Origin of the sequence: Nocardioides sp. CER19, from assembly GCF_029846275.1 — a bacterium.
Classification (GTDB): domain Bacteria; phylum Actinomycetota; class Actinomycetes; order Propionibacteriales; family Nocardioidaceae; genus Nocardioides.
In genome coordinates this window covers 219710-238973 of the sequence record NZ_JARVWS010000002.1, presented here as the reverse complement: position 1 = coordinate 238973, position 19264 = coordinate 219710, and the positions used below count along the sequence as shown (strand labels likewise).

Annotated in this window: 13 protein-coding genes; 10 read left to right on the top strand and 3 right to left on the bottom strand. The window is 70.9% G+C overall.

The window, feature by feature from the left end; translation table 11 throughout:
• Nucleotides 1-18: 18 nt before the first annotated feature.
• The 5 genes from QDS12_RS09605 to QDS12_RS09585 all read left to right on the top strand — a co-directional run bounded on the left by QDS12_RS09605 (nucleotide 19) and on the right by QDS12_RS09585 (nucleotide 4539).
• Nucleotides 19-1191 (top strand): ROK family transcriptional regulator, encoded by a 1173-nt coding sequence (locus QDS12_RS09605; RefSeq protein WP_279878767.1) that lies wholly within the window; start codon nucleotides 19-21, stop codon nucleotides 1189-1191.
• Between the two features lie 276 nt (nucleotides 1192-1467).
• Nucleotides 1468-1920: a VOC family protein gene (locus QDS12_RS09600; protein ID WP_279878766.1), complete on the top strand. Its 453-nt coding sequence runs from the start codon at nucleotides 1468-1470 to the stop codon at nucleotides 1918-1920.
• Nucleotides 1921-2026: 106 nt separating this feature from the next.
• Nucleotides 2027-3712, top strand: a complete 1686-nt coding sequence (locus QDS12_RS09595; RefSeq protein WP_279878765.1) for a ribonuclease J — start codon at nucleotides 2027-2029, stop codon at nucleotides 3710-3712.
• A complete protein-coding gene (locus QDS12_RS09590) occupies nucleotides 3709-4056 on the top strand; it encodes a hypothetical protein (RefSeq protein WP_279878764.1) in 348 nt (115 codons plus the stop codon). The genes QDS12_RS09595 and QDS12_RS09590 overlap by 4 nt, the downstream gene beginning before the upstream one ends.
• Before the next feature lie 186 nt (nucleotides 4057-4242).
• Nucleotides 4243-4539: a DUF4193 family protein gene (locus QDS12_RS09585; protein ID WP_279878763.1), complete on the top strand. Its 297-nt coding sequence runs from the start codon at nucleotides 4243-4245 to the stop codon at nucleotides 4537-4539.
• A gap of 86 nt (nucleotides 4540-4625) precedes the next feature.
• Here QDS12_RS09585 and QDS12_RS09580 read toward each other — a convergent pair whose 3' ends face one another.
• Together QDS12_RS09580 and QDS12_RS09575 are read right to left on the bottom strand one after the other, a co-directional pair.
• Nucleotides 4626-8054, bottom strand: coding sequence for a glycosyl hydrolase (locus QDS12_RS09580; RefSeq protein WP_279878762.1), 3429 nt, complete (start codon nucleotides 8052-8054; stop codon nucleotides 4626-4628).
• 79 nt (nucleotides 8055-8133) lie between these two features.
• The gene (locus QDS12_RS09575) at nucleotides 8134-11634 is read right to left on the bottom strand and encodes a family 78 glycoside hydrolase catalytic domain (protein WP_279878761.1); all 3501 of its coding nucleotides are present in this window, start codon (nucleotides 11632-11634) and stop codon (nucleotides 8134-8136) included.
• A gap of 298 nt (nucleotides 11635-11932) precedes the next feature.
• On the opposite strand from QDS12_RS09575, the gene QDS12_RS09570 reads away from it, so the two are divergent.
• Both QDS12_RS09570 and QDS12_RS09565 read left to right on the top strand, forming a co-directional pair.
• Nucleotides 11933-12271: a hypothetical protein gene (locus QDS12_RS09570; RefSeq protein ID WP_279878760.1), complete on the top strand. Its 339-nt coding sequence runs from the start codon at nucleotides 11933-11935 to the stop codon at nucleotides 12269-12271.
• Entirely contained in the window at nucleotides 12268-12942 is a 675-nt protein-coding gene (locus QDS12_RS09565; protein WP_279878759.1) for a hypothetical protein, read from the top strand. Before QDS12_RS09570 ends, QDS12_RS09565 begins: the two co-directional genes overlap by 4 nt.
• A 116-nt stretch (nucleotides 12943-13058) precedes the next feature.
• Here the strand turns inward: QDS12_RS09565 and QDS12_RS09560 are convergent, their stop codons facing one another.
• Nucleotides 13059-16304, bottom strand: coding sequence for a TIM-barrel domain-containing protein (locus QDS12_RS09560; protein WP_279878758.1), 3246 nt, complete (start codon nucleotides 16302-16304; stop codon nucleotides 13059-13061).
• 608 nt (nucleotides 16305-16912) lie between these two features.
• Here QDS12_RS09560 and QDS12_RS09555 point away from each other — a divergent pair.
• Genes QDS12_RS09555 through QDS12_RS09545 form a run of 3 tightly spaced genes read left to right on the top strand, consistent with a single transcriptional unit; the run spans nucleotide 16913 to nucleotide 19240 of the window.
• Nucleotides 16913-17557, top strand: a complete 645-nt coding sequence (locus tag QDS12_RS09555) for a VOC family protein (RefSeq protein WP_279878757.1) — start codon at nucleotides 16913-16915, stop codon at nucleotides 17555-17557.
• Between the two features lie 49 nt (nucleotides 17558-17606).
• Nucleotides 17607-17837, top strand: a complete 231-nt coding sequence (locus tag QDS12_RS09550; RefSeq protein WP_279878756.1) for a hypothetical protein — start codon at nucleotides 17607-17609, stop codon at nucleotides 17835-17837.
• Between the two features lie 11 nt (nucleotides 17838-17848).
• The gene (locus tag QDS12_RS09545; protein ID WP_279878755.1) at nucleotides 17849-19240 is read left to right on the top strand and encodes an NAD(P)/FAD-dependent oxidoreductase; all 1392 of its coding nucleotides are present in this window, start codon (nucleotides 17849-17851) and stop codon (nucleotides 19238-19240) included.
• The last annotated feature ends 24 nt before the right edge of the window (nucleotides 19241-19264 follow it).

The window sequence follows — 19264 nt, the reverse complement described above, 5'->3', positions numbered from 1 at the left end:
AATCGCTAGGCTGCCGCGATGAGCGAGCACGGGGTCGAGTCGCTGCTGAGCCGGAACGGGCGGGCCGTGCTCGCTGCCGTCCAGTCGCGGCCACGCTGCAGCCGCGCCGACGTGGCACGCGCCACGGGCCTCTCGACCTCCGCCGTCTCCGCCCTCGTGAGCAGCCTGATCGACGCCGGGCTGCTCCTCGAACTGGGCACCAAGCCGCCGGCCGGCGGCGGCCGGCCTTCGGTCTCCCTCGGCCTGGCGCCGCGGGCCGGCTCCCTCATCGGCATCCACCTCGGCCACGCCGATCTCCGTGTGGTGCTCACCTCCCTCGACGGCACGCTGATCACCGAGCAGCGGCACGTCCTCGACGTCGATCACCAGCCGGCCGCGTCCCTGGACCGGGTCGCGCGCAGCACCGCCGACCTGGTCGAGAACGCGGACCTCGACCTCGGGCGCGTCCTCGGCGTCGGGGTGGCCGTCTCAGCCCCGGTCGTCGGGTCCCGACAGCTGAGCTCACCGCCGATGCTGCTCGACTGGGGCGGCGTGGACATCGGCGGAATCCTCGCCGAACGCACCGGCCTCCCGGTCCACCTCGCCAACGACGCGAGCCTCGGTGCGCTGGCCGAGTGGCGCCTGGGAGCAGGCAACGGAGTCGACGACCTCGTCTACGTCATGCTGGGCGAGGGTGTGGGTTGCGGACTGATCCTCGGCGGCCGGCTGCACACCGGGGCCTCGGGCATGGCGGGAGAGCTCGGCCACCTCGCCGTCGTCCCTGACGGCAAGGTGTGCCGATGCGGCGCACGCGGTTGCCTGGAAACGCTCGTCAGCAAGCGCGCACTCGTCTCCGCGCTCGCCCACACGCTCGGCCCCACCGCGACGGTCGAGTCACTGCTCGACCTGGGGGACGCCGGCGACCGGGGTGCGCGCCGACTGCTCTCGGACGCGGGGCAGGTGCTCGGCACCGCCCTCGCCGGCGTCTGCACCATCACCGACCCGCGTCTGGTCGTCGTCGGAGGCGACCTCACCGCCCGGCCCGACTCCAGCAACGCCCTCCTCGCCGCAGCCAGCCAGGCACTCGACTCAGCGCTACCCCCGGTGGCCAGCCACGAGATCCGGGTGGTGCGTGCCCAGCTCGGCGCGAGAGCGGAGGCGCTCGGCGCCGCTCTCCTCGCGGGATCGCGGGCCGGAGGCCGGGTCGCTTGAGCGAACCGAGGTCGCCGAGCTGGTCTGAGGGCACGGTCGCCCCAGGCACTTCCGCGGCTGCGACCATCGGCCGGCCGAGACAGTGTGCCCATCGCGGGATGACCGCACGCCCAGGGCGGTGTGATTCCGAGAGGTTCCGGAGCCGCCGGTAGCCGCGGTGCGGAACCCGGGACCAGCTCCGGCCTCGGGTCGCCCGCTGACAGATCGCCGGGCTACGTCGTCGATCTGTCGGGCCGGCCAGACCGGTCCGATCCAGGCCTCGAGAGGAAGCCCACGATGACGATCCACTCCCACACCCTGCACCTCACCGCACGCGGCGCGGGCCAGGCGTCCGCCTGGTACCAGAACGCCTTCGGAGCAGAGGAGCTCACCCGACTGGTCGTGCCCGGGGGTCGGCTGATCCACGTGCAGCTGCGGATCGGATCGCTGGTGGTCATGCTCGCCGACGAGTTCCCCGAGATGGACTCCTACGGGCCGCAGCACTTCGGAGGCACCTACGGCGCGACCTGTCTGCACGTCGACGACGTCGACGCTGCGTGGCAGCGCGCCGTCGACGCCGGGGCCGCCGTGATCCGGCCCCTGAGCGACACGTTCTGGGGGGAACGCGAGGGCCAGCTGCTGGACCCGTTCGGTCACCGCTGGGGACTCGCCCAGCACCTCCGTGACGTCCCGCTCGGCGAGCTCCAGGAACTCACGACCGCGGCCTTCTCCAGCCTCGTGGCGCGCTAGCCGGAACCCTGCGATGGGGACGGCCTGCAGCTCCGGAGGCCGGGGCGAGCGAGGCCGTCCGACGCCCCCGCACGGGCGCGCAGGTTCCCTCAGTTAGCGTGAGATCGTGAGCCACCCCCATCCAGAACTTCGGCTTCCTGGGAAGCTGCCAGCGGACGGCCTGCGCGTCGTCGGGCTCGGCGGCCTCGGAGAGATCGGCCGGAACATGACGGTGTTCGAGCATCGCGGGAAGCTGCTCATCGTCGACTGCGGCGTGCTCTTCCCCGAGGAGCACCAGCCTGGGATCGACGTGATCCTGCCCGACTTCACCTGGATCCGGGAACGGCTCGACGCTGTCGTCGCGGTCGTCCTGACGCACGGGCACGAGGATCACATCGGCGGGGTCCCCTACCTCCTGCGGGAACGCAAGGACATCCCGGTCGTCGGTTCCACGCTCACGCTCGCGCTGATCGAGGCCAAGCTCAAGGAACACCAGATCAAGCCCACGCTGAACCGGGTCAAGGAGGGCGACCGCGTCAGGTTCGGACCGTTCGACCTGGAGTTCCTCGCGGTCAACCACTCGATCCCGGACGGGTTGGCGGTGGCGATCCGCACGAAGGCCGGTCTGGTGCTGCACACCGGGGACTTCAAGATGGACCAGTTCCCGCTGGACGATCGCATCACCGACCTGCGTGGCTTCGCCCGGCTCGGCGAGGAGGGGGTCGATCTGTTCATGACGGACTCGACCAATGCCGAGGTGCCGGGATTCACCATGTCCGAGCGGGAGCTCGCACCGGCGATCGAGACCGTCTTCCGGACTGCGCCTCGACGCATCATCGTCTCCAGCTTCGCCAGCCACGTCCACCGGATCCAGCAGGTCCTCGACGCCGCCCAAGCACACGGCCGCAAGGTCGCCTTCGTCGGCCGGTCGATGGTCCGCAACATGGGCGTGGCCCGCGACCTCGGCTACCTCCGCTATCCCGACAACCTCGTCGTCCCGTTCGACCAGCTGGACCGGATGGCTCCGACGAAGGTGGCGATCGTGTGCACAGGATCCCAGGGCGAGCCCATGGCCGCGCTCTCCCGGATGGCCAACCGCGAACACCAGATCAGGGTCAGCGAAGGTGACACGGTGCTGATGGCCAGCTCGGTCATCCCCGGCAACGAGAACGCCATCTCCTCAGTCATCAACGGGCTCACCCGGTGGGGCGCCAACGTCGTGCACAAGGGCAATGCGAAGGTGCACGTCTCGGGTCACGCCAGCGCCGGCGAGCTCGTCTACTGCTACAACATCGTCCGCCCGGCCAACGTGATGCCGGTGCACGGCGAGTGGCGGCACCTCCGGGCGAACGCCGACCTGGCGATCAGGACCGGCGTCGATCCCGAGCGGGTCGTCATCGCCGAGGACGGCGTGGTCGTCGACCTGGTGAAGGGTCGCGCGAAGATCACCGGCAAGGTCCCGGCGGGCAACGTGTACGTCGATGCCCAGACCGTCGGCGGCGCTACCGAGACATCGCTGAAAGACCGGCGCACCCTGGCCGCGGAGGGTGTCGTCACCGTGCTCGCCCTCGTCGACTCCGACACCGGGAAGCTGGCGGAACCGCCGGACTTCCTGATCCGAGGCTTCGTCCAGGATCCCGACACGTTCCAGGCGGCGGTCCCCGTCGTGGAGAAGACCCTGGCCCGAGCGGCGGCGGAGGGTATCGGCGAGCCGCACCAGCTGGAGCAGATGATCACCCGAGAGGTCGGGCGGTGGACGTACAAGAAGTTCCGCAGAAGTCCGCTGATCATCACCATCGTCGTGGATGCGTGAGCACCGCTGGGCAGCCGCGCACCGTTGACCCAGGGGTCCTGGTGTGGACCGCGACGACCGCGCCGATGACGCACCTTTTGTCGCAGTCGCTGCTCGCCACGCACATCGGTGTCATACTCGACGTGATGACAACCTCAGCCAGACCACGGCGACACTTGGCCAGCAGCCCGTTTCGACCCGACCCGGAGGTGATCATCGAGCAGTATGCGCTGGGTGATCTCGTCGCCCACGACGCCTACGGGGTGGGTCATGTAGTTCAGCTCGAGGCCGGTGCAGTGCTGGTCGACTTCCGCTCCCAGGTCGTCCGGGTGACGAGTCCGTTCGCCAAGATGGCGAAGCTGTAGGCGCTCCGGGAGGATCCGCGACGCGAGGGTGAGCCGACCGGCTGACGCCCGTTTCTCAGACGATTCCTGAGGTTCGCCGACGTCCTCTGACGCGTGCCGGCGCCGGGCTCGTCTCGGTCGGCGATTGACTCCGCGACGCCGCACGGGGCTAGCCTGCGCGCTCCGTTCAGAGAGGACCCCGGCGACATGGCAACTGACTACGACGCGTCCCGCAAGACCGAGGACGAGCAGAAGGAAGAGTCCCTCGAAGCCCGTCGACTGGCTTCGGGAGACCAAGACAAGACCTCGGGGAAGGTGGACGAGGACGAAGCCGAGGCGGCGGAGTCGTACGAGCTCCCCGGCGCGGACCTCTCCCACGAGACCCTCGACATCGAGGTCACCCCCGAGCGGGCCAACGAGTTCACCTGCGCTGCATGCTTCCTGGTCCAGCACGAGTCACGGCGGTCCGCATCGGCCGCTGACCTGTGCCTGGACTGCGCCTGAACGCATCGCCGCGTGAACGGCGCGGCGACGCCATCGGCCGTGGGGGCCGGTGACGTCGCCGCCATCCAGGCGAACTCTCCCGCCGGCTACCTCAGGGTCACGTCGACGACAGCCTGCGGGCGCAGGGCCACCGGGCCGAGCAGGCCCGAGGGTGGCGGTGTCTTGCTGCGCTTGTTCAGCAAGGTGTTGGTGACTCGTACCTCGATGGCGTTGTCCCCCGCTCGGAGCGCGTCGGTCACATCGACGGTGTAGGGGCTCCACAGGGCTCGCGGCAGCGTCACACCGTTGACCGTCACCTGAGCGATGTCGTGCACCTCGCCGAGGTCGAGCACGAGCCGTCGGTCCGCCAGGTCTTGCTTCGTGAGGTCGACCGACGTCCGGTAGACGCCACTTCCGGAGAACGTCGGGTCGGTCCGCGTCCACGAGCCCAGGACTGTCGGTTGCGGACTCTCGCCGCCACGCTCGAGCTGCAGGGTCCACGGTCCATCGAGGACGATCGGCCGTAGGAGGTCGCTCACCGTGGCCGTGCCGCGATAGGTCCGTCCATGGGCCTGACCGCGCAGGTCGACGGTCCCGGGCTGCTCGACGACCACGCGCGCACCGAGGGTGTTCCGGACCGCGGTGACCGACTCCGCGACGCCGTCGCCCACCAGGTGCGGCCCTGCCGTGGTGCCCTTGTGGAAGACGACCGCGAGGGTCTCGTACGGGTCGAGGTCGAGAGGCACGCTCGTCGCGCCGTGCCCGTCCTCGTCGTAGGTCGTGGCCACCTCGGCGTCGCCGGTCCGCGGATCCCACACCTCCGGCACGCCGTCGATCGGGAGGGTCGCCCGCGTGCTGACGCTCTGGCTGCTCTCGTTGTTGATCAGGAAGGCGGTGTCGTTGCCTCGGGTCGTGCGGAGGACGCGGATCGCCGGCACTGCCGGGGTGAGCCGAGCGGCCGCCACCCCGGCCTCCTGCGCGAGGGCACCGAGCGCGTCGGTGTCCGAGACGACGGCGACCCGGCCGGCCGCGTGACGCGTCCACCCGTCGGTGGCACCGGTGAACAGCGCGTCGAGCCCGGCGGCCAGGCGCGTGTCCCGCCCGCGCGCCTCGTGCACCGGAAGCGGTCCGACCAGGACGACCCGACCGCCGGTCCGGACGAACTGCTGCAGCGTCTCGACGGTCTCCAGGTCAAGGATCGACGTCCGGGGGACGACGACCATCTGGTACGACGCCTGGCCGACTTGCAGCTCGCCGTGCCCGGGCTGGGCGTGGAAGCGCGTGTGTGGGTCACCGGAGAAGGCTCCGTCGCTCACCAGGTCGTAGTCGATCTGTCCACGCTCGAGCGCATACGCCGTGCTGCTCAGATCCTTGTCGAGCTGATGGGCGGCGTCCGACGTCCGGGTCTGCTCGGCGGCTCGCTGCGGCTGGAGCAGCGCCGTGTGCGCCGCGGAGTCGCCCCGGGCCAGCTCGCTGACCCGGCCGATCCACGCGTCGACGTCGCCCATCGCGTCCCAGAAGGTGCTGCTGGGCCCGAACGGAGGGGCGAAGTAGACCTGGTTCTCGTCGGTCCACATCGCGTGCAGGGCGAAGGAGTTGACCCCGCGGGTGGCGAGGGCGCCGATGGTGGCGTGCATGAACTCCGGCGCGACGCCCCAGCCCGAGTTGCCGAAGACCTCCGAGAGCGCTCGCTCGGCCCCGCTGAGGTGCGCGGAGGACGCCGCGTTGCGACCCAGGGTCGTCTGCTGTCCGGGCACGTAGTCACCGGTGATCATGTCGGTGCCGGGTACCTGTGCGTACTGGTTGTCCTTGGCCAGGTCGCCGGTGCTGTTCATCCGCTGCTGCGGGCTCGTCTCGTCCAGCAGCGGGTTGGTGATGAGCTGCAGGCCGCGCTGCCCCATCCACTCGGCCTGACGTTGGTAGTAGTTGGTGGCGAACGCATCGTTGACGGCCCGCCAGTAGGCGCCGGAGTACTGCTCACCGGTCCGGCCGAGCTGTTCGAAGGCGGCGGTGTAGGCGACACCGGGCGTGGAGCCGGCCTGCTCGATCAGGTTCTCCAGACTGCTCGACCACGGCAGGCGCTTGAAGGGCCACGGCTCGGCGGAGGAGATGAACGGCTCGTCGTCCCAGAAACCCGGGACGACCGTCCCCATGGCCCAGCCGAAGCGGCGGACGTACTCGCCCTGGGCGGTGTCGAAGAGACGGTCGGTCGCCACGGGGTCGAGCAGGTCGAGGTAGCCCCGGTGGTAGCCGCTGGAGTCGTCGGTCAGGACGGCCTTGCCGTAGGTGTCCACCTGCCAGCGCCCGGCCGGCACGTGCCAGCCGCCCGTCTCGAGGTCAGGGGTCAGCTCGACCAGGTCGCCGGCGTCTGTCGACCCGACCGGACGTGCGGCGGCCGCCACGGCGCCGTCGATACGCACGAGTGGCCCGCCGAAGCCGTCGACCTGGTCGCCGGTGTCGAAGGTCCGCGACCACAGCTGCTGACCGTCTGGGGCGGTGACGACGAGGCCGTCCCACGTGACCCGCTGCAGACCCTCGACGGCGTCCTGGACGCCGACGCCGCCGTACTCGGCGCTGACGGCAGGCGCGCCGGTCGGGTACGTGGTGTCGACGGCGACCGGCTGCACCGTCTTGTTGATCACCGGTTGGATCCGGTCCCCGGAGACGGTCACCGTGATCGTCTGCTCGTTGCGTGGGTGGAACCCGGGCGCCGGGATGCCGGTGGTGAGCCGGGTCCTCGTCCCGTGGTCGAGGCGCCACACGCTCGCTCGACCCTTGATGTCCACGTCGACCAGGTAGCCGCTGGTCCCGTCCTCGGAGGAACGCACGGCCAGCTGCGCGCCGGACGCCGTCAGCCGGACCTTGCCGGTCACGGTGTAGTCGGCCCAGTCATGACCCGCGATGATCGGGTGTGCGCCCTGGCGGATGGCGGCGTCGACGACGAGCCGGCCGTCCGCGACGCTGAGGCCGCCGGACTCGGCCGGGTCGATCGTCGTCGGCCCCTCCACGACCCGGGTCGACCGCTGAAGGGCCTTGAGTCTCAGCTCGGGGCTCGGCTCCACCGACTTGTCGCCGATCGTCCCGCCGTTGGCGATGATCCCGCCGGCCTTGCCGCTCGGGAAGTTGCTGTCGTTGAAGAGCCAGATGCGCATGCCGGTGCGCTGGGCCTCGCGCAGGACGTGCTCGACGATGTCGAACCAGCCCTGCGTGAAGTACGCGGGCTTCATGCCGTCGCCGCCGTACGGGAAGAGCACGGCTTCATGGATGCCCTTGTCGCGCATCTCGGCCATCTGCGCGTCCACGACGGCGGGGGTGACGGTCCCGGTCCAGTACCAGTACATCATCGGTCGGCTGTCGGAGGGCGGGTCGGCGAACACCGCCGGATCGAACCCCTGCGCGCGTGGCGTCGCAACCCGCGCGTCGTCGGGGCCGGCGAGGGCCGGCGCTGTCGGGCTCGCCGCGACCGTCAGGACGAGCGCGGCGGCCGAGAGGGCTCCGAGGGCGGCATGCCGACCCCGAGTTTTGAAACGTCTCACGTGGAAATCTCCTTGATCGGGAGCAGTGCTGGCAGTCGTACGGCGGCGCCCGTCCAGGACACCGCGGCGCCGCGGAGGGTCAGTTGGCCTTGCGGAAGGTCACGTCACCCGGCCGGGCCGAGAACACCTGGTAGCCGGGCACGCGACCGGTGGCCGTCACGTCTCCGCCGACCGGAACGAACGACTGACCCTCGTCGGCCGGCACGTACACCGTCGCGGTCACGCCGGCGGGGATGGACACGTGCATCGACGAGAGCCCGTGCGCGCCGCGGGTCCACTTGCTGGCCACCGTGCCGTGCGGGGTCTCCCGGCTGCCGGACACGTGCGTGAGCGTCCCGACCGCCTGCGGCTTGATGATCACCCGGTCGAAGCCCGCTGAGCCCGGCGCCTGCCTGATGCCGGCCAGGCCCGCGCTGAACCACTCGTCGATCTGCAGCAGGATCATGTGGTTCTGGGAACCGGCGAGGTCCCAGGACTCGGGGATCGTCGTGCGGCCCTGGTCCACGAAGTAGGCGTAGCTCGGCGCGGTCCTCTCCTGCAGCGCGTCCCAGAGCACCTGGCTGCGGTCGTTGCTCGTCAGCACCTCGTAGATCGGTTGGAGGGAGACCTCGCCGCCGGAGATGTGCGGACCGCCACCGTTGGGGTGGTAGGCGTAGATCCGGGCTTCGAGGTCGTCGAGCACCGAGTCCTTCGCCCCCTCGGGGACGATCCCCATGGCCAGCGGCAGCGCGTCGAGGGCCTGGGACCCGGTGGTGCCCTTCGGACCGGCTGAGGTGTAGGTCCGGGTCGTCGGGTTGAAGAACGCGGTGTTGAACGCCCTCGCCAGCTCGGCGGCGAGCCCGCGGTAGTCGGCCGCGTCGTCGTCGTGCCCGAGCGCGCTCGCCATCTCCGCGAGCTGCGAGGCGATCGTGTAGAGCCCGTAGGTGCCGGTGGCCGCCTTCGGAGTGGTGGTGTCGCCGGCGATCCAGTCGCCGAGCCCGCTGACGAGGAGTCCGCCGGAGACCTGGCCGCGCACATAGGCGAGGTAGTCCTTCATCGGGGCGTAGTACTCGCGCATCGTGGCGGTGTCGCCGTAGGTCTTCCAGAGCTCGTACGGCGTCAGGATGAACGCCCCGCCCCAGTTGACGTCGTCGCGGTAGCCGCCGCCGAAGTTGGGGAACTCCGGAGCCGTGCCCGGGACGAGCCCGCCGGGCTGCTGCGACTCGAGCATCTGCCGCTCCATGCCGCGCAGGTACGACGACACGTCGAAGTTCGAGCGGATCGCGCCCATCGACTGGATCATGTCGGCGAGCCAGCCGAGCTTCTCGCGGTGCGGGCAGTCGGTGAAGATCGACTGCATGTTGGAGCGGATCGAGTACTCCGACATGTGATGGATCGTGTTGACCAGGTCGTTGTCGGTCTCGACCGACCCGCCGCTCGGGACGTCGGCGTTGGTCTGGAGGCCGACGAGAGTGTCCTGGTCGGGGGTGAAGTCGTCGGGAAGTCCACTGACCTGGACGTACTGGAAGCCGTGGTACATGAACTGCGGCGTGAACGTCTCGCCGTTCGGGTCGCCCGACGTGGTGTAGGTGTCGAGGATGCCGCTCGCCGAGCCGGCCGAGGCGGTGCTGACGACGCCGTTGCCACTCCAGCTCTCACCGGGCGTCATCGTGATGACGGTTCCGGCGGGGACCGTGCCGCCGGGGATGTGCAGCTGCGGCATGCCAGCGAAGTTCTGGCCGAGGTCGAAGGACCACGAGCCGGTGCCGGACGGCTTGATCCTGACCGCCGTGAACGTGTGCTGCACGCGCACCGGCGGCGCCTGGCGCCAGACGAGCTCGGTGTCCAGTGACGGGGGCGAGGTGATGGAGGAGTCCTCCCAGCCCTTGTCGGCCGACAGGTCGGCGCCCGGCTCGTCCCAGCCGGGCTGGACCTCACGCGCGTCGAAGTCGGTGCCGGCGTACCAGTTGTCGGTGGTCGTCGGACCGTGCTTGACCCGCCATGTCGGATCCGTGCTGACCGTCTCGGTGGTGCCGTCGCCGTAGGTGAGCTCGAGGCGTGCGATCAGTCGCGGGGAGACGGCCATCTCGCCCTTGGTCGGGGACCCGGAGCCGAGCACGTCGGCCCCGGTCGCGTGGGACTGCGCGAAGGCCGTGTCCACGGTCAGGGAGCTTCCGCTCACCGCGGTGACCTTGCGCGACTCCAGCCGGCTGCCGCCATCGCCGGTGTCGACGTTGACGGTGTCGCCCGCGGCGTAGCCCACGACCCCGGACAGCTGGATCGTCGTGTCACCGGCTGCGACCGGCGCGCTCAGCGTGCCGGTCGGGACCGGCGTGGAGTTGAACTTCGTGTAGACGTCGTTGCGGCCGACCGCGGCGTTGGCTTGCGGGTTGACGTTGGTCTGGCCGTTGCCGAGCGCGGCTCCGAGCGTGTTGTCGCCCTTCTGCACGAGCCTGGTGACGTCGTAGGTGCCGTACTCGACCGAGCGCAGCGGGTTGGTCACGCCCGGGTTGAGGACCGTGTCGGTGACCGGCTTGCCGTTCACCGTCGCGTCATAGGCGCCCAGTCCCGCAACGTAGAGGCGAGCCTTCGAGACCGTCTTCTCGGCAGTGAAGGGACGCGCGAAGATCGGCAGCGGGTTGCTGAGGTCGGGCCCCTGGGGGTTCGGCTCGTCGGTGACCGTCTTGATGACGGTCGTCGGCACCGACGACGTCGCGGACGCGCGGATGGTGAAGTCGACCGGGAAGCCCGGGATCTTGCCGTCCGGTGTGCGGGCGTCGGTGCGCGGGAAGAGCACGATCCGGTCGAAGTCGCGGACCGACCCGAGGTCGATCTGCACCCACTTCGAGGGGCTGATGTCCTGGGTGTAGGACTGCCGGCTCATGTAGCCCGGGCTGATGATCTTGCCGTCCGTCAGCAGCTTCGTGCCGCAGCCCGGGCACGCGAACTGGTCGTAGACGGACACGCTCCGACCGAGCGCGACGTTCGTCCCGTCGGGCGCGAGCACCTGCATCTCGGAGAGCGCGATCCGAGAGACGGGGTCGGGGTAGGACGACTCCTTCAGCGGTAGCCCGAGCTTGGTCACGTCGAGGCGCACGTAACGGGCGCTCTGGTCGCCGACGTCGACCGTGACGCCCCGGTTGAGGGGTGGCGGCGGGAGCTGGATCCACCTGGCCGCGCCCCAGTCGGAGTGCTTCAACAGGCCCATCTCGAAGGTCGACGGCTTGCTCCAGGCCGACGCCGTGCCGTTGCCGTCCCAGACGCGGACCTGCCAGGACACCGCGGTGCGGGAGGTCAGTGGCGCCCCGTCGTACGTCGCCTGCTGCGCTGACCCGGGGACTCGGCCGGAGTCCCACAGCTGGCCGCCGGACGCCTCCGTCGCCCGCACCTCGTAGGCGGTCTGGCGGGCCGTGGCGCCGCTGCCCGCGAGCTGCCAGCTCAGCGTCGGGCTCGTGTCGTCGACGCCCAGCGGTCGGTCGCTGCGGTTGTCGACCCGCATCGCACCGATCGCGACGTCGGCCTTTCCAGCGCCCGCAGCGACGGCCGGCCCCGCCATGCCGCCGGTGCACGCGACGCCCCCGATCGTCGCAGCGATCGCCATGGACCTGGACCAGCGAGACAGCGCGCCTGATCTCCGATCGGTTCGTTCCGAAGCACATCGTCCGAGCACGAGGGGTCTCCTAAAAATTGAAACGATTCATTTCTCGATGCCCGTCATCCTGGCACAGGCGTGACCTGAGTCACAAGGGTCGGTCCAACGGTGAGAGGGCCTCCGCGGGGCTTCGAGACAGGGAGACGTGGGACCCGGGTCCGCTCTCCCCAGCAAGGACTCGCGCCGGATTCGGCCCCGCCGACCCGGGGCAGTTTCGATGCCGACGAGACGGGCGGTCTCGGTACGCGTGAGCACCATCGCGGACTCCGACGTGACCCCGTCGGGCTGGGTGTCAGCAACATCGACGTGGTCGGCAACCGCTTCATGGAGGACGCGGGGCCACGGCATCGCCGTCGGCGGCGTCCTTCCCGACGCGCACCACCCGAGCGACCCGCGGATGACCAACGAGCACATCCTGATCTCCGACAACACGATCGACCGGGTCGGCGTCGACTACAAGGACAACAGCGGGATCCTCAGCACCTACGTCACGGACGCGCGGATCCTGCACAACGAGGTGTCCAATGTCCCCTACGACGGCATCGACACCGGCTACGGCTGGGGCATCAACGACGCCGTGAGGTGATCTGCCAGGCGGGCGTCGCTCCGGAGTACCGCACGTCGCTGAACGCGAACGAGTTCGGCTTCACCGGCTGCGCCGTCGACGCACCGGTCACCGCCGGCCTGAGCACCGCCGCAGGCTCGGCCGTCAGCTCGTACTTCGGCCAGAGCGGCGACTCCTTCGGGATCGCGGCCGCAGGCGCCGACGTGTGGGGCGCCGGCGGTCAGCACGACGACCAGTTCGGCTCGATCTACAAGGCCGGCTCGTTCGGCACGGACGCGAGCGTGTCCACCCGGGTCGTGTCGGTCAACGACGCGAACGCCTGGGCCAAGTCCGGGGTCATGGTCCGCAACGACACCACCAAGGCGGGCTCGTCAGCGGGCTACGCGGTGGTCGCCGTCACCGCGCGCAACGGCGTCGTGTTCGAGTGGGACGCCAACGGCGACGGCTACCTCGACACCGACGCCCGTGCGAGCGCCGACATCTACCGACCCATCTGGGTCAAGCTCACCCGGTCCGGCACCGCGTACGCCGCGTCGTACTCCTACGACGGGGCGAACTACGTCCCGATCGGGCAGCCGGTGACACTGGCCTCGGCGGCGGCCCAGCAGGACGCGGGCCTCTTCTCGACGTCCCACGACGTCACGCAGTCGGCGATCAACCAGTTCGACTCGAGCTCCCTCGCGGCGCGATAAGCGCTGCTGGGAGGCGACAAGCCGGGGAGTGGGTCGACGTACTGTCCCGACCGTGCGGGGTGAGCAGACGCTCGCCCCGCACGGTTCTTCTTGTCCAGGACGGAGGTGCCACGAGCTCACCGGTAGTCGACGACGAGCCGCTGGTGCACCGACTGCGCCGGGGTACGGACGGCCAACGTCCGCGTCGCCGAGTCGTAGGACCAGGCCGACGCCGGCAGCGGCCGGCCGTTGGCAGAAACAGCGCGCGGCTGGTCGGCGTTCCGGTATTCGACCGTCCAGGCGCGGTTCTCGACCTGTCCACCGAAGCGGCCCTCGACCGGGGCGACGGTGACGCGGTGGTTCGCGCCGAGCCGGGCGTAGTCGATCTCGGTCGTCGCGCTCTGCGTCAGGTCGCGCGTCGTCCCGTCGTCCTCGTACAGCGTCGCGCTGCCGGAGGCGGCGCCCTCCGCCACCGTGACGGTCGCCGCCGTGAGGGGGTTCTGCGCGTCTCCGGAGACGTCGTCGGTCCGCGTGGTGACGATCCCGCCGGAGCGCAGGAACACCGGCATCCGCGAGAGGTCGGTGGTGACCTGCGCGGTCGTGCCGCCCTCGTAGGTCTTCCCGGTGAACCAGTCGGTCCAGCTGCTGCCCGGCGGGAACCAGACCGTCGTCGTGGCGGAGGTCCCCGGCGTGGTCACCGGCGCGACCAGCACGTCGGGGCCGTAGAGGTACTCCGCATCGGCCCTGGCGTAGGCCTCCTGCGCCTGCGGATAGGCGAGGTAGAGGGGCCGGGCGATCGGTACGCCGGTCGCGGTGGCCTCGTGCGCCAGCGTGTAGGTGTACGGCAGCAGGCGCTCGCGCAGGTTGAGGAAGCTCTTCGCCGACTTCTCCGCCGCCTCGCCGTACTGCCACGGCAGCCGGGCACTGTGGTTGGAGTGCAGCCGGTCGATCGGCTGGAAGGTGCCGAGCTGGACCCACCGGGCGTAGAGGTCGTCGGGCAGCTTGCTCTCGCCCGGCTGCGAACCCGGCTCCTGCAGGCCGCCGGTGTGGCCACCGATGTCGTGGCTGACCGACGCGTTGCCCGTCGCGACCGACTCCCCCGGCGTGTAGCCGACCTCGAAGGCGAGGGTCTGCCAGTCCGAGGTGGTGTCACCGGTGAAGTGCAGCGTGGTGCGCTTGTCCGCCCACGGGCCGGTCGGCACCGGGGTGGGGCTGCCGTAGCCGCCCGCCTGGAGCGAGCCGTACGCGCGCGAGAACGCGAACCCGCGGCCCACCGTCGTGTCCGCACGGCGCGCGTACTGGTCGTTGATCCACGCGTCCGGGGTCACGCCCGGCAGGGTCGAGCTGGAGCCGTCACAGCACCAGTCGAGCCACCAGACGTCGACGCCCTGCTTCTCCATCGTGTCGTGCAGGCCGAGGTAGGCCGCCAGCTGGTCGGGGTCGCCGAAGTCGAAGACGTAGCACTCGCTGCCGCCGCCTCCGCAGCCGCCGCGCTGCAGCTTGCCCTTGGCCGTCGCCTGGGCGGCCGCGAACTGCGGGTCGCTGGCGAGGATGCTCGGGTGGATGTTGAAGGAGGTGTGCAGGCCTTGCTGGTGCACCCAGTCCAGGAACGCCTCCGGATCCGGGATCCGGGTGGGATCGATCTCCCAGCCGTTCCACTTGTTCGGCGCCTTGAAGTCGGTGTCGACCACCAGCATGTCGAGCGGCACGTCCTCGCTCCGGAAGCGCTTGACCAGGTCCTGGTACTGCGCCGCGGTGCGGTCGTAGTACTCGGCCCACCAGGTGCCGTAGGACCACCGCGGGAGCAGCGCCGTCGGACCGGTCAACACCGAGAGGTCCCGCAGCGCCTGCGGGTAGTCCTGGCCGTAGCCGAAGACGTAGCCGTCCTGGTACGACGACTGCTGCGGCTTCGGGGTCACCTTGTCGGTGCTGGGGTCGAAGAGTGCCGAGGCGCTGTCGTCGAGCAGTGACCAGCCGTCCTGGTAGAGCAGACCGGGGGCAGTGAGCGCGGAGCCGTCGACGCCGTCGAGGCCGCGGCGGTAGCCGCCCAGCGCGGCGTGCGGTGCGAGCAGGGCGGAGTGCCGAGCCGCCACCGAGGCGGTGTCGAGGTTGACGTTGCAGCTGTCGTCCGTCGGGCAGCCGAGCGCGATCGTGCTGGTGCCGGCCGGCAGCGTCACCGGGACAGCGACCGTGCGCCAGGTGTCCCAGCTGCTGGTCGGGGCCAGCGTGACCGTCGTCGGGTCGGCGGAGCCGGGCTGGACCGTCATCGTGCGGTCCTGCACCGGGTGTGAGCCGGCCTTGGCGTTCGCGTAGCGCAGCTGCAGGTCGTAGGTGCCGCTCGCCGGTACGCCGTCCACGGTGAGGGTGACGCCTGCGCCGGTGCGCTCGAGACCGGCGGTGAAGCCGTCGGCCGAGTAGCCGTTGTGGTCGCGGGCGACCTTCGCCCCGCCGACCAGCGCCGCGGTCTCCGCTTGGCAGACCTGGCCGTAGTCGCAGGCGAGCGGACCGGTCGCGGTCGGCGACGGGTAGGCCGCGCCGGGAGAGACCAGGGCGAGGCTGTCCAGGTTGACGTTGCCGGAGTCACCCGACGTCCGGGTGATCGCGACCGAGTGGTCCCCTGCCGGCAGCGAGAGCGGCACCGTCGTGACCTTCCAGGTGTCCCAGCTACCCGTCGGCGGCAGCGAGATCGTCCGGGGGCTGCCGCCGTCGACGGCCACGGTCAGTGTGCGCGTCGTGTTCTGGCCGTCCCCGCCGGTGGAGTTCGCGTAGCGCAGGTCGAGGTCGTACGTCGCCGCCTGGGCCGACGTGGTCTGGAAGCCGATGCTGTCGCCGACCCCGGAGAAGCCGGCCACGAAGCCGCTGCCGGTGTAGCCGCCGTGGTCCTTGGCGATGCCCGGGCCCTGGAGCCGCATGTTCTCGGCCTCGCAGAGCGTGCCGACGTCGCAGCGGACCGGTGCCGGCCACGGGGCGGCCGTGACGTCCTGGCCGCCGCTTCGCAGCGAGATCCGCAGGTTGCGGTCGGTGAAGGGTCCGGAGCCGACCTGGTAGTTCAGGGTCAGCCTGCTCGTGGCGATGGTGAGCCAGCCGTCCTCGGTCGAGGTCGTGTAGCGGGTCGGCGCGAAGTCACCACGACCGACCGCGTTGAACGTGCCGGCGTCGACGAAGTGGGCGTCGCCGGCGTACTCGGTGCGGACGAGTGTGGGCGAGAGGACCTCGAAGCGGGCGTTGCCGGAGACGACGGCCGCCGGGTGTTGCTTCGCGGGTACGGCAGCGGCGGCATCGTTGGCCGCCGATGTCGGGACGAGCGTCGCGGCGACGACGGCAGCCGTCCCGGCGAGCGCTGCTACCGCGGAGCGGCGCGGTCGCAGGTGGGGTGGATGCATCGGACAAACCTCACTGTTCGTTCGAGCGGGTGGGGGGACGGCCACCGTGTGGTTGCCCGGCGGTGACCAGGTGCGTGCCGCGGCCCCAGGGGGAGGCGTCGGACGCGACTTCGCCGGCGCGGGGCCAGCCGACGGGGGCGGAGCGGTCCACGATGCGCGCCTTGCTCGCCGCGCGCAGCGCCGTGCTCGTCGGCCGGACCTGTCGCACCCCACGCCATCCTTCGTCACGGCCCCGCCGCATCCGGCGAGGACGCCTCGGCGCTGCCCGAGATGGTGCGCAGTGCCAACCCGACGATGTCGGGCCACTCCGGTTGCGTCAATACTTCGACAGAAACCCTGGGGGTTCTGCCCAGTGGGTATGCCAGCTGCGGGCAGGCGCATCCGTTGCCGGGCGGATTTCTCAGGCCGAGTCTGGGAGCACGTCGGCCGGCGCCGGCAGGCGGTGCGACTCAGGGCTGCGTCAGCGTGCGCCGAGTGCCCTCGCACGGCTCGCGCGGTTCCGCGATCCCTGGGGTTCCCCAGTGGATGGACCAGTGCGTCCCACGGGCGCCTCCCCCGGGTGTCGGCCGCGACATTCGGGTGGAACCCACCATCCCAGGAGGAACCTGATGAGCAGCACCGACCTCAAGCTCGAGGCCATCGTCATCCCGGTCTCGGACGTCGACCGCGCAGCGTCGTTCTACTCCGGCCTCGGCTGGCGCCAGGACGCCGACTTCGCCTTCGACAACGGCTTCCGCGTCGTCCAGTTCACCCCGCCCAGCTCACCGACCTCGGTCCAGTTCGGAAGCCGGATCACCGATGCCGAGCCAGGCTCGGTCCAGGGCATCTACCTGGTCGTCGCCGACGTCCGGGCCGCCCGGGACGAGCTGGCCGCCTCGGGCGTCGCCATCAGCGAGGTCTTCCACCCGAAGACGGCCGGCGCGCAGTTCCGCGGTGGCGAGGCCGAGCGCGCCTCCGGCCTGGACGACGCCCGCGCCAGCTATGGCTCCTTCGCCACGTTCGCCGACCCGGACGGCAACACGTTCCTGCTCCAGGAGGTCACCACGCGCCTGCCCGGGCGCACCTCCACCGACGCCACCTCGTATGCGTCGGTGGAGGACCTGCGTCAGGCGCTCACCCGGGCAGCGGTCGCGCACGGCGAGCACGAAGCCCGCAGCGGCGGCCTCCACGACCGCCTCCACGACGCGCAGTGGCCCACCTGGTACGCGGCCTACATGGTCGCCGAGCAGGCCGGCACCGAGCTCCCGCTCTGATCACCCCACCATCCCGCGCACCCGTCCCGAAGCACGAGGAATCCACGCCATGTCCACCATCAGCATGAAGAAGACCACCACCCTGACCGCCGAGCAGTACGTCGCCGGCCTGACCGACGTCGGCCCCGTCCGCTCGCAGACCTTCTCCAACAGCGCGGACGACGCGCTCGAGTCGCACGAGATCAACACCGCGGAGAGCTGGGCCGACGTCACCGAGGGCGGCGGCGGTGCCTGGGAGCGGCTCCGCCACGACTGGTCCGAGCAGCGGCGGGGCGAGTGATGGGTGACGTGGTGACCACGCCGAAGATCGAGTGCGACGTCGTCGTGCTCGGCCTCGGCCCGGGCGGCGAGCACGTCGCGACAGCCCTGGCGAAGGCCGGACTGCGCGTCGTCGGCGTCGACGAGCGGCTGGTCGGCGGCGAGTGCCCGTACTACGGCTGCGTCCCGACCAAGATGATGGTCCACGCCGCGAATCGTCTGCGGGAAGGACGGCTGATCGAGGGCGTGGCCGGCACCGCCGACGTACGGGCGTCGTGGACCCCGGTCGCGGATCGGATCCGCGCCCAGGCGACCGACGGCTGGAACGACCAGGTCGCCGTGGACCGGCTCCGCGCCGCCGGTGCCACCTTCGCCCGCGGTCGCGGGCGGATCACCGCCCCGCGCGAGGTCACCGTCACGGCGCCGGACGGCGCCGGGACGACGTACGTCGCCGCCCGCGGCATCGTCCTCAACACCGGGACGAGCCCCGCGGTCCCACCGGTGCCCGGGCTGGCGGGGACGCCGTACTGGACGAACCGCGACGTCGTCCGGATCACCGAGCTGCCGCGTTCGCTCGTCGTGCTCGGCGGCGGCGCCGTCGGCTGCGAGTTCGCGCAGGTCTTCGCGGCGTTCGGGGTCGAGGTCACCCTCGTCGAGGCCACCGACCGGCTGCTTCCGGCCGAGGAGCCCGAGGTGTCCGACGTCGTGCGTCGTGCCCTCGTCGCGGACGGCATCACCGTCCTCACAGGGACGCGCGCCGATCGGGTCAGCGCGGACGGCGACGGCTTCTGCATCGACGTCGACGGCTGGACCGTCACCGCCGAGCGGCTGCTCGTCGCGACCGGGCGGCGCAACAACCTCGCGGACCTCGGCCTCGAGCACCTCGGCCTCGATCCGGCGGCGCGGGTCCTGGACCCGGATGAGCGGATGCGGGTCGCCGACGGTGCGTGGGCGATCGGAGACGTCACCGGCAAGGGCGCGTTCACGCACGTGTCGATCTACCAGGCCGAGCTCGTCGTGCGCGACCTGACGGAGGTCGGCAGCGCGGACACGGCGTGGGCCGACTATCGCGGGCTCAGCCGGGTCACGTTCACCTCGCCCGAGGTCGGCTCGGTCGGGCTGACCGAGCAGACCGCGCGGACGTGGGGTCTGGCGGTCCGGACGGCGACGGGCGACCTCGGCTCGCGCGGCTGGATCGCCGAGGACGCCGGCGTGGTCAAGCTGGTCGCCGACGTGGAGCGCGGCATCCTGGTCGGCGGCACCGTGGCGGGGAGCATGGGCGGGGAGGTGCTCGCCCTGATCGTCACCGCGATCCAGGCCCGGATCCCGATCGCGACGCTCGCGGAGATGCACTTCGCCTACCCGACCTTCCACCGCGCCCTGCAGCCACTGCTGCGCGAGCTGCACCTACCCGCGCGTATTTGAGATCCGTCTAGGCACGCCCGTGCC

Bases quoted from the DNA above. Each gene is read 5' to 3' on its own strand.
- QDS12_RS09560 (WP_279878758.1), bottom strand. From the start codon at position 16,304: ATGCATCCACCCCACCTGCGACCGCGCCGCTCCGCGGTAGCAGCGCTC.
- QDS12_RS09575 (WP_279878761.1), bottom strand. From the start codon at position 11,634: ATGGCGATCGCTGCGACGATCGGGGGCGTCGCGTGCACCGGCGGCATG.
- QDS12_RS09550 (WP_279878756.1), top strand. From the start codon at position 17,607: ATGTCCACCATCAGCATGAAGAAGACCACCACCCTGACCGCCGAGCAG.
- QDS12_RS09585 (WP_279878763.1), top strand. From the start codon at position 4,243: ATGGCAACTGACTACGACGCGTCCCGCAAGACCGAGGACGAGCAGAAG.
- QDS12_RS09605 (WP_279878767.1), top strand. From the start codon at position 19: ATGAGCGAGCACGGGGTCGAGTCGCTGCTGAGCCGGAACGGGCGGGCC.
- QDS12_RS09600 (WP_279878766.1), top strand. From the start codon at position 1,468: ATGACGATCCACTCCCACACCCTGCACCTCACCGCACGCGGCGCGGGC.
- QDS12_RS09555 (WP_279878757.1), top strand. From the start codon at position 16,913: ATGAGCAGCACCGACCTCAAGCTCGAGGCCATCGTCATCCCGGTCTCG.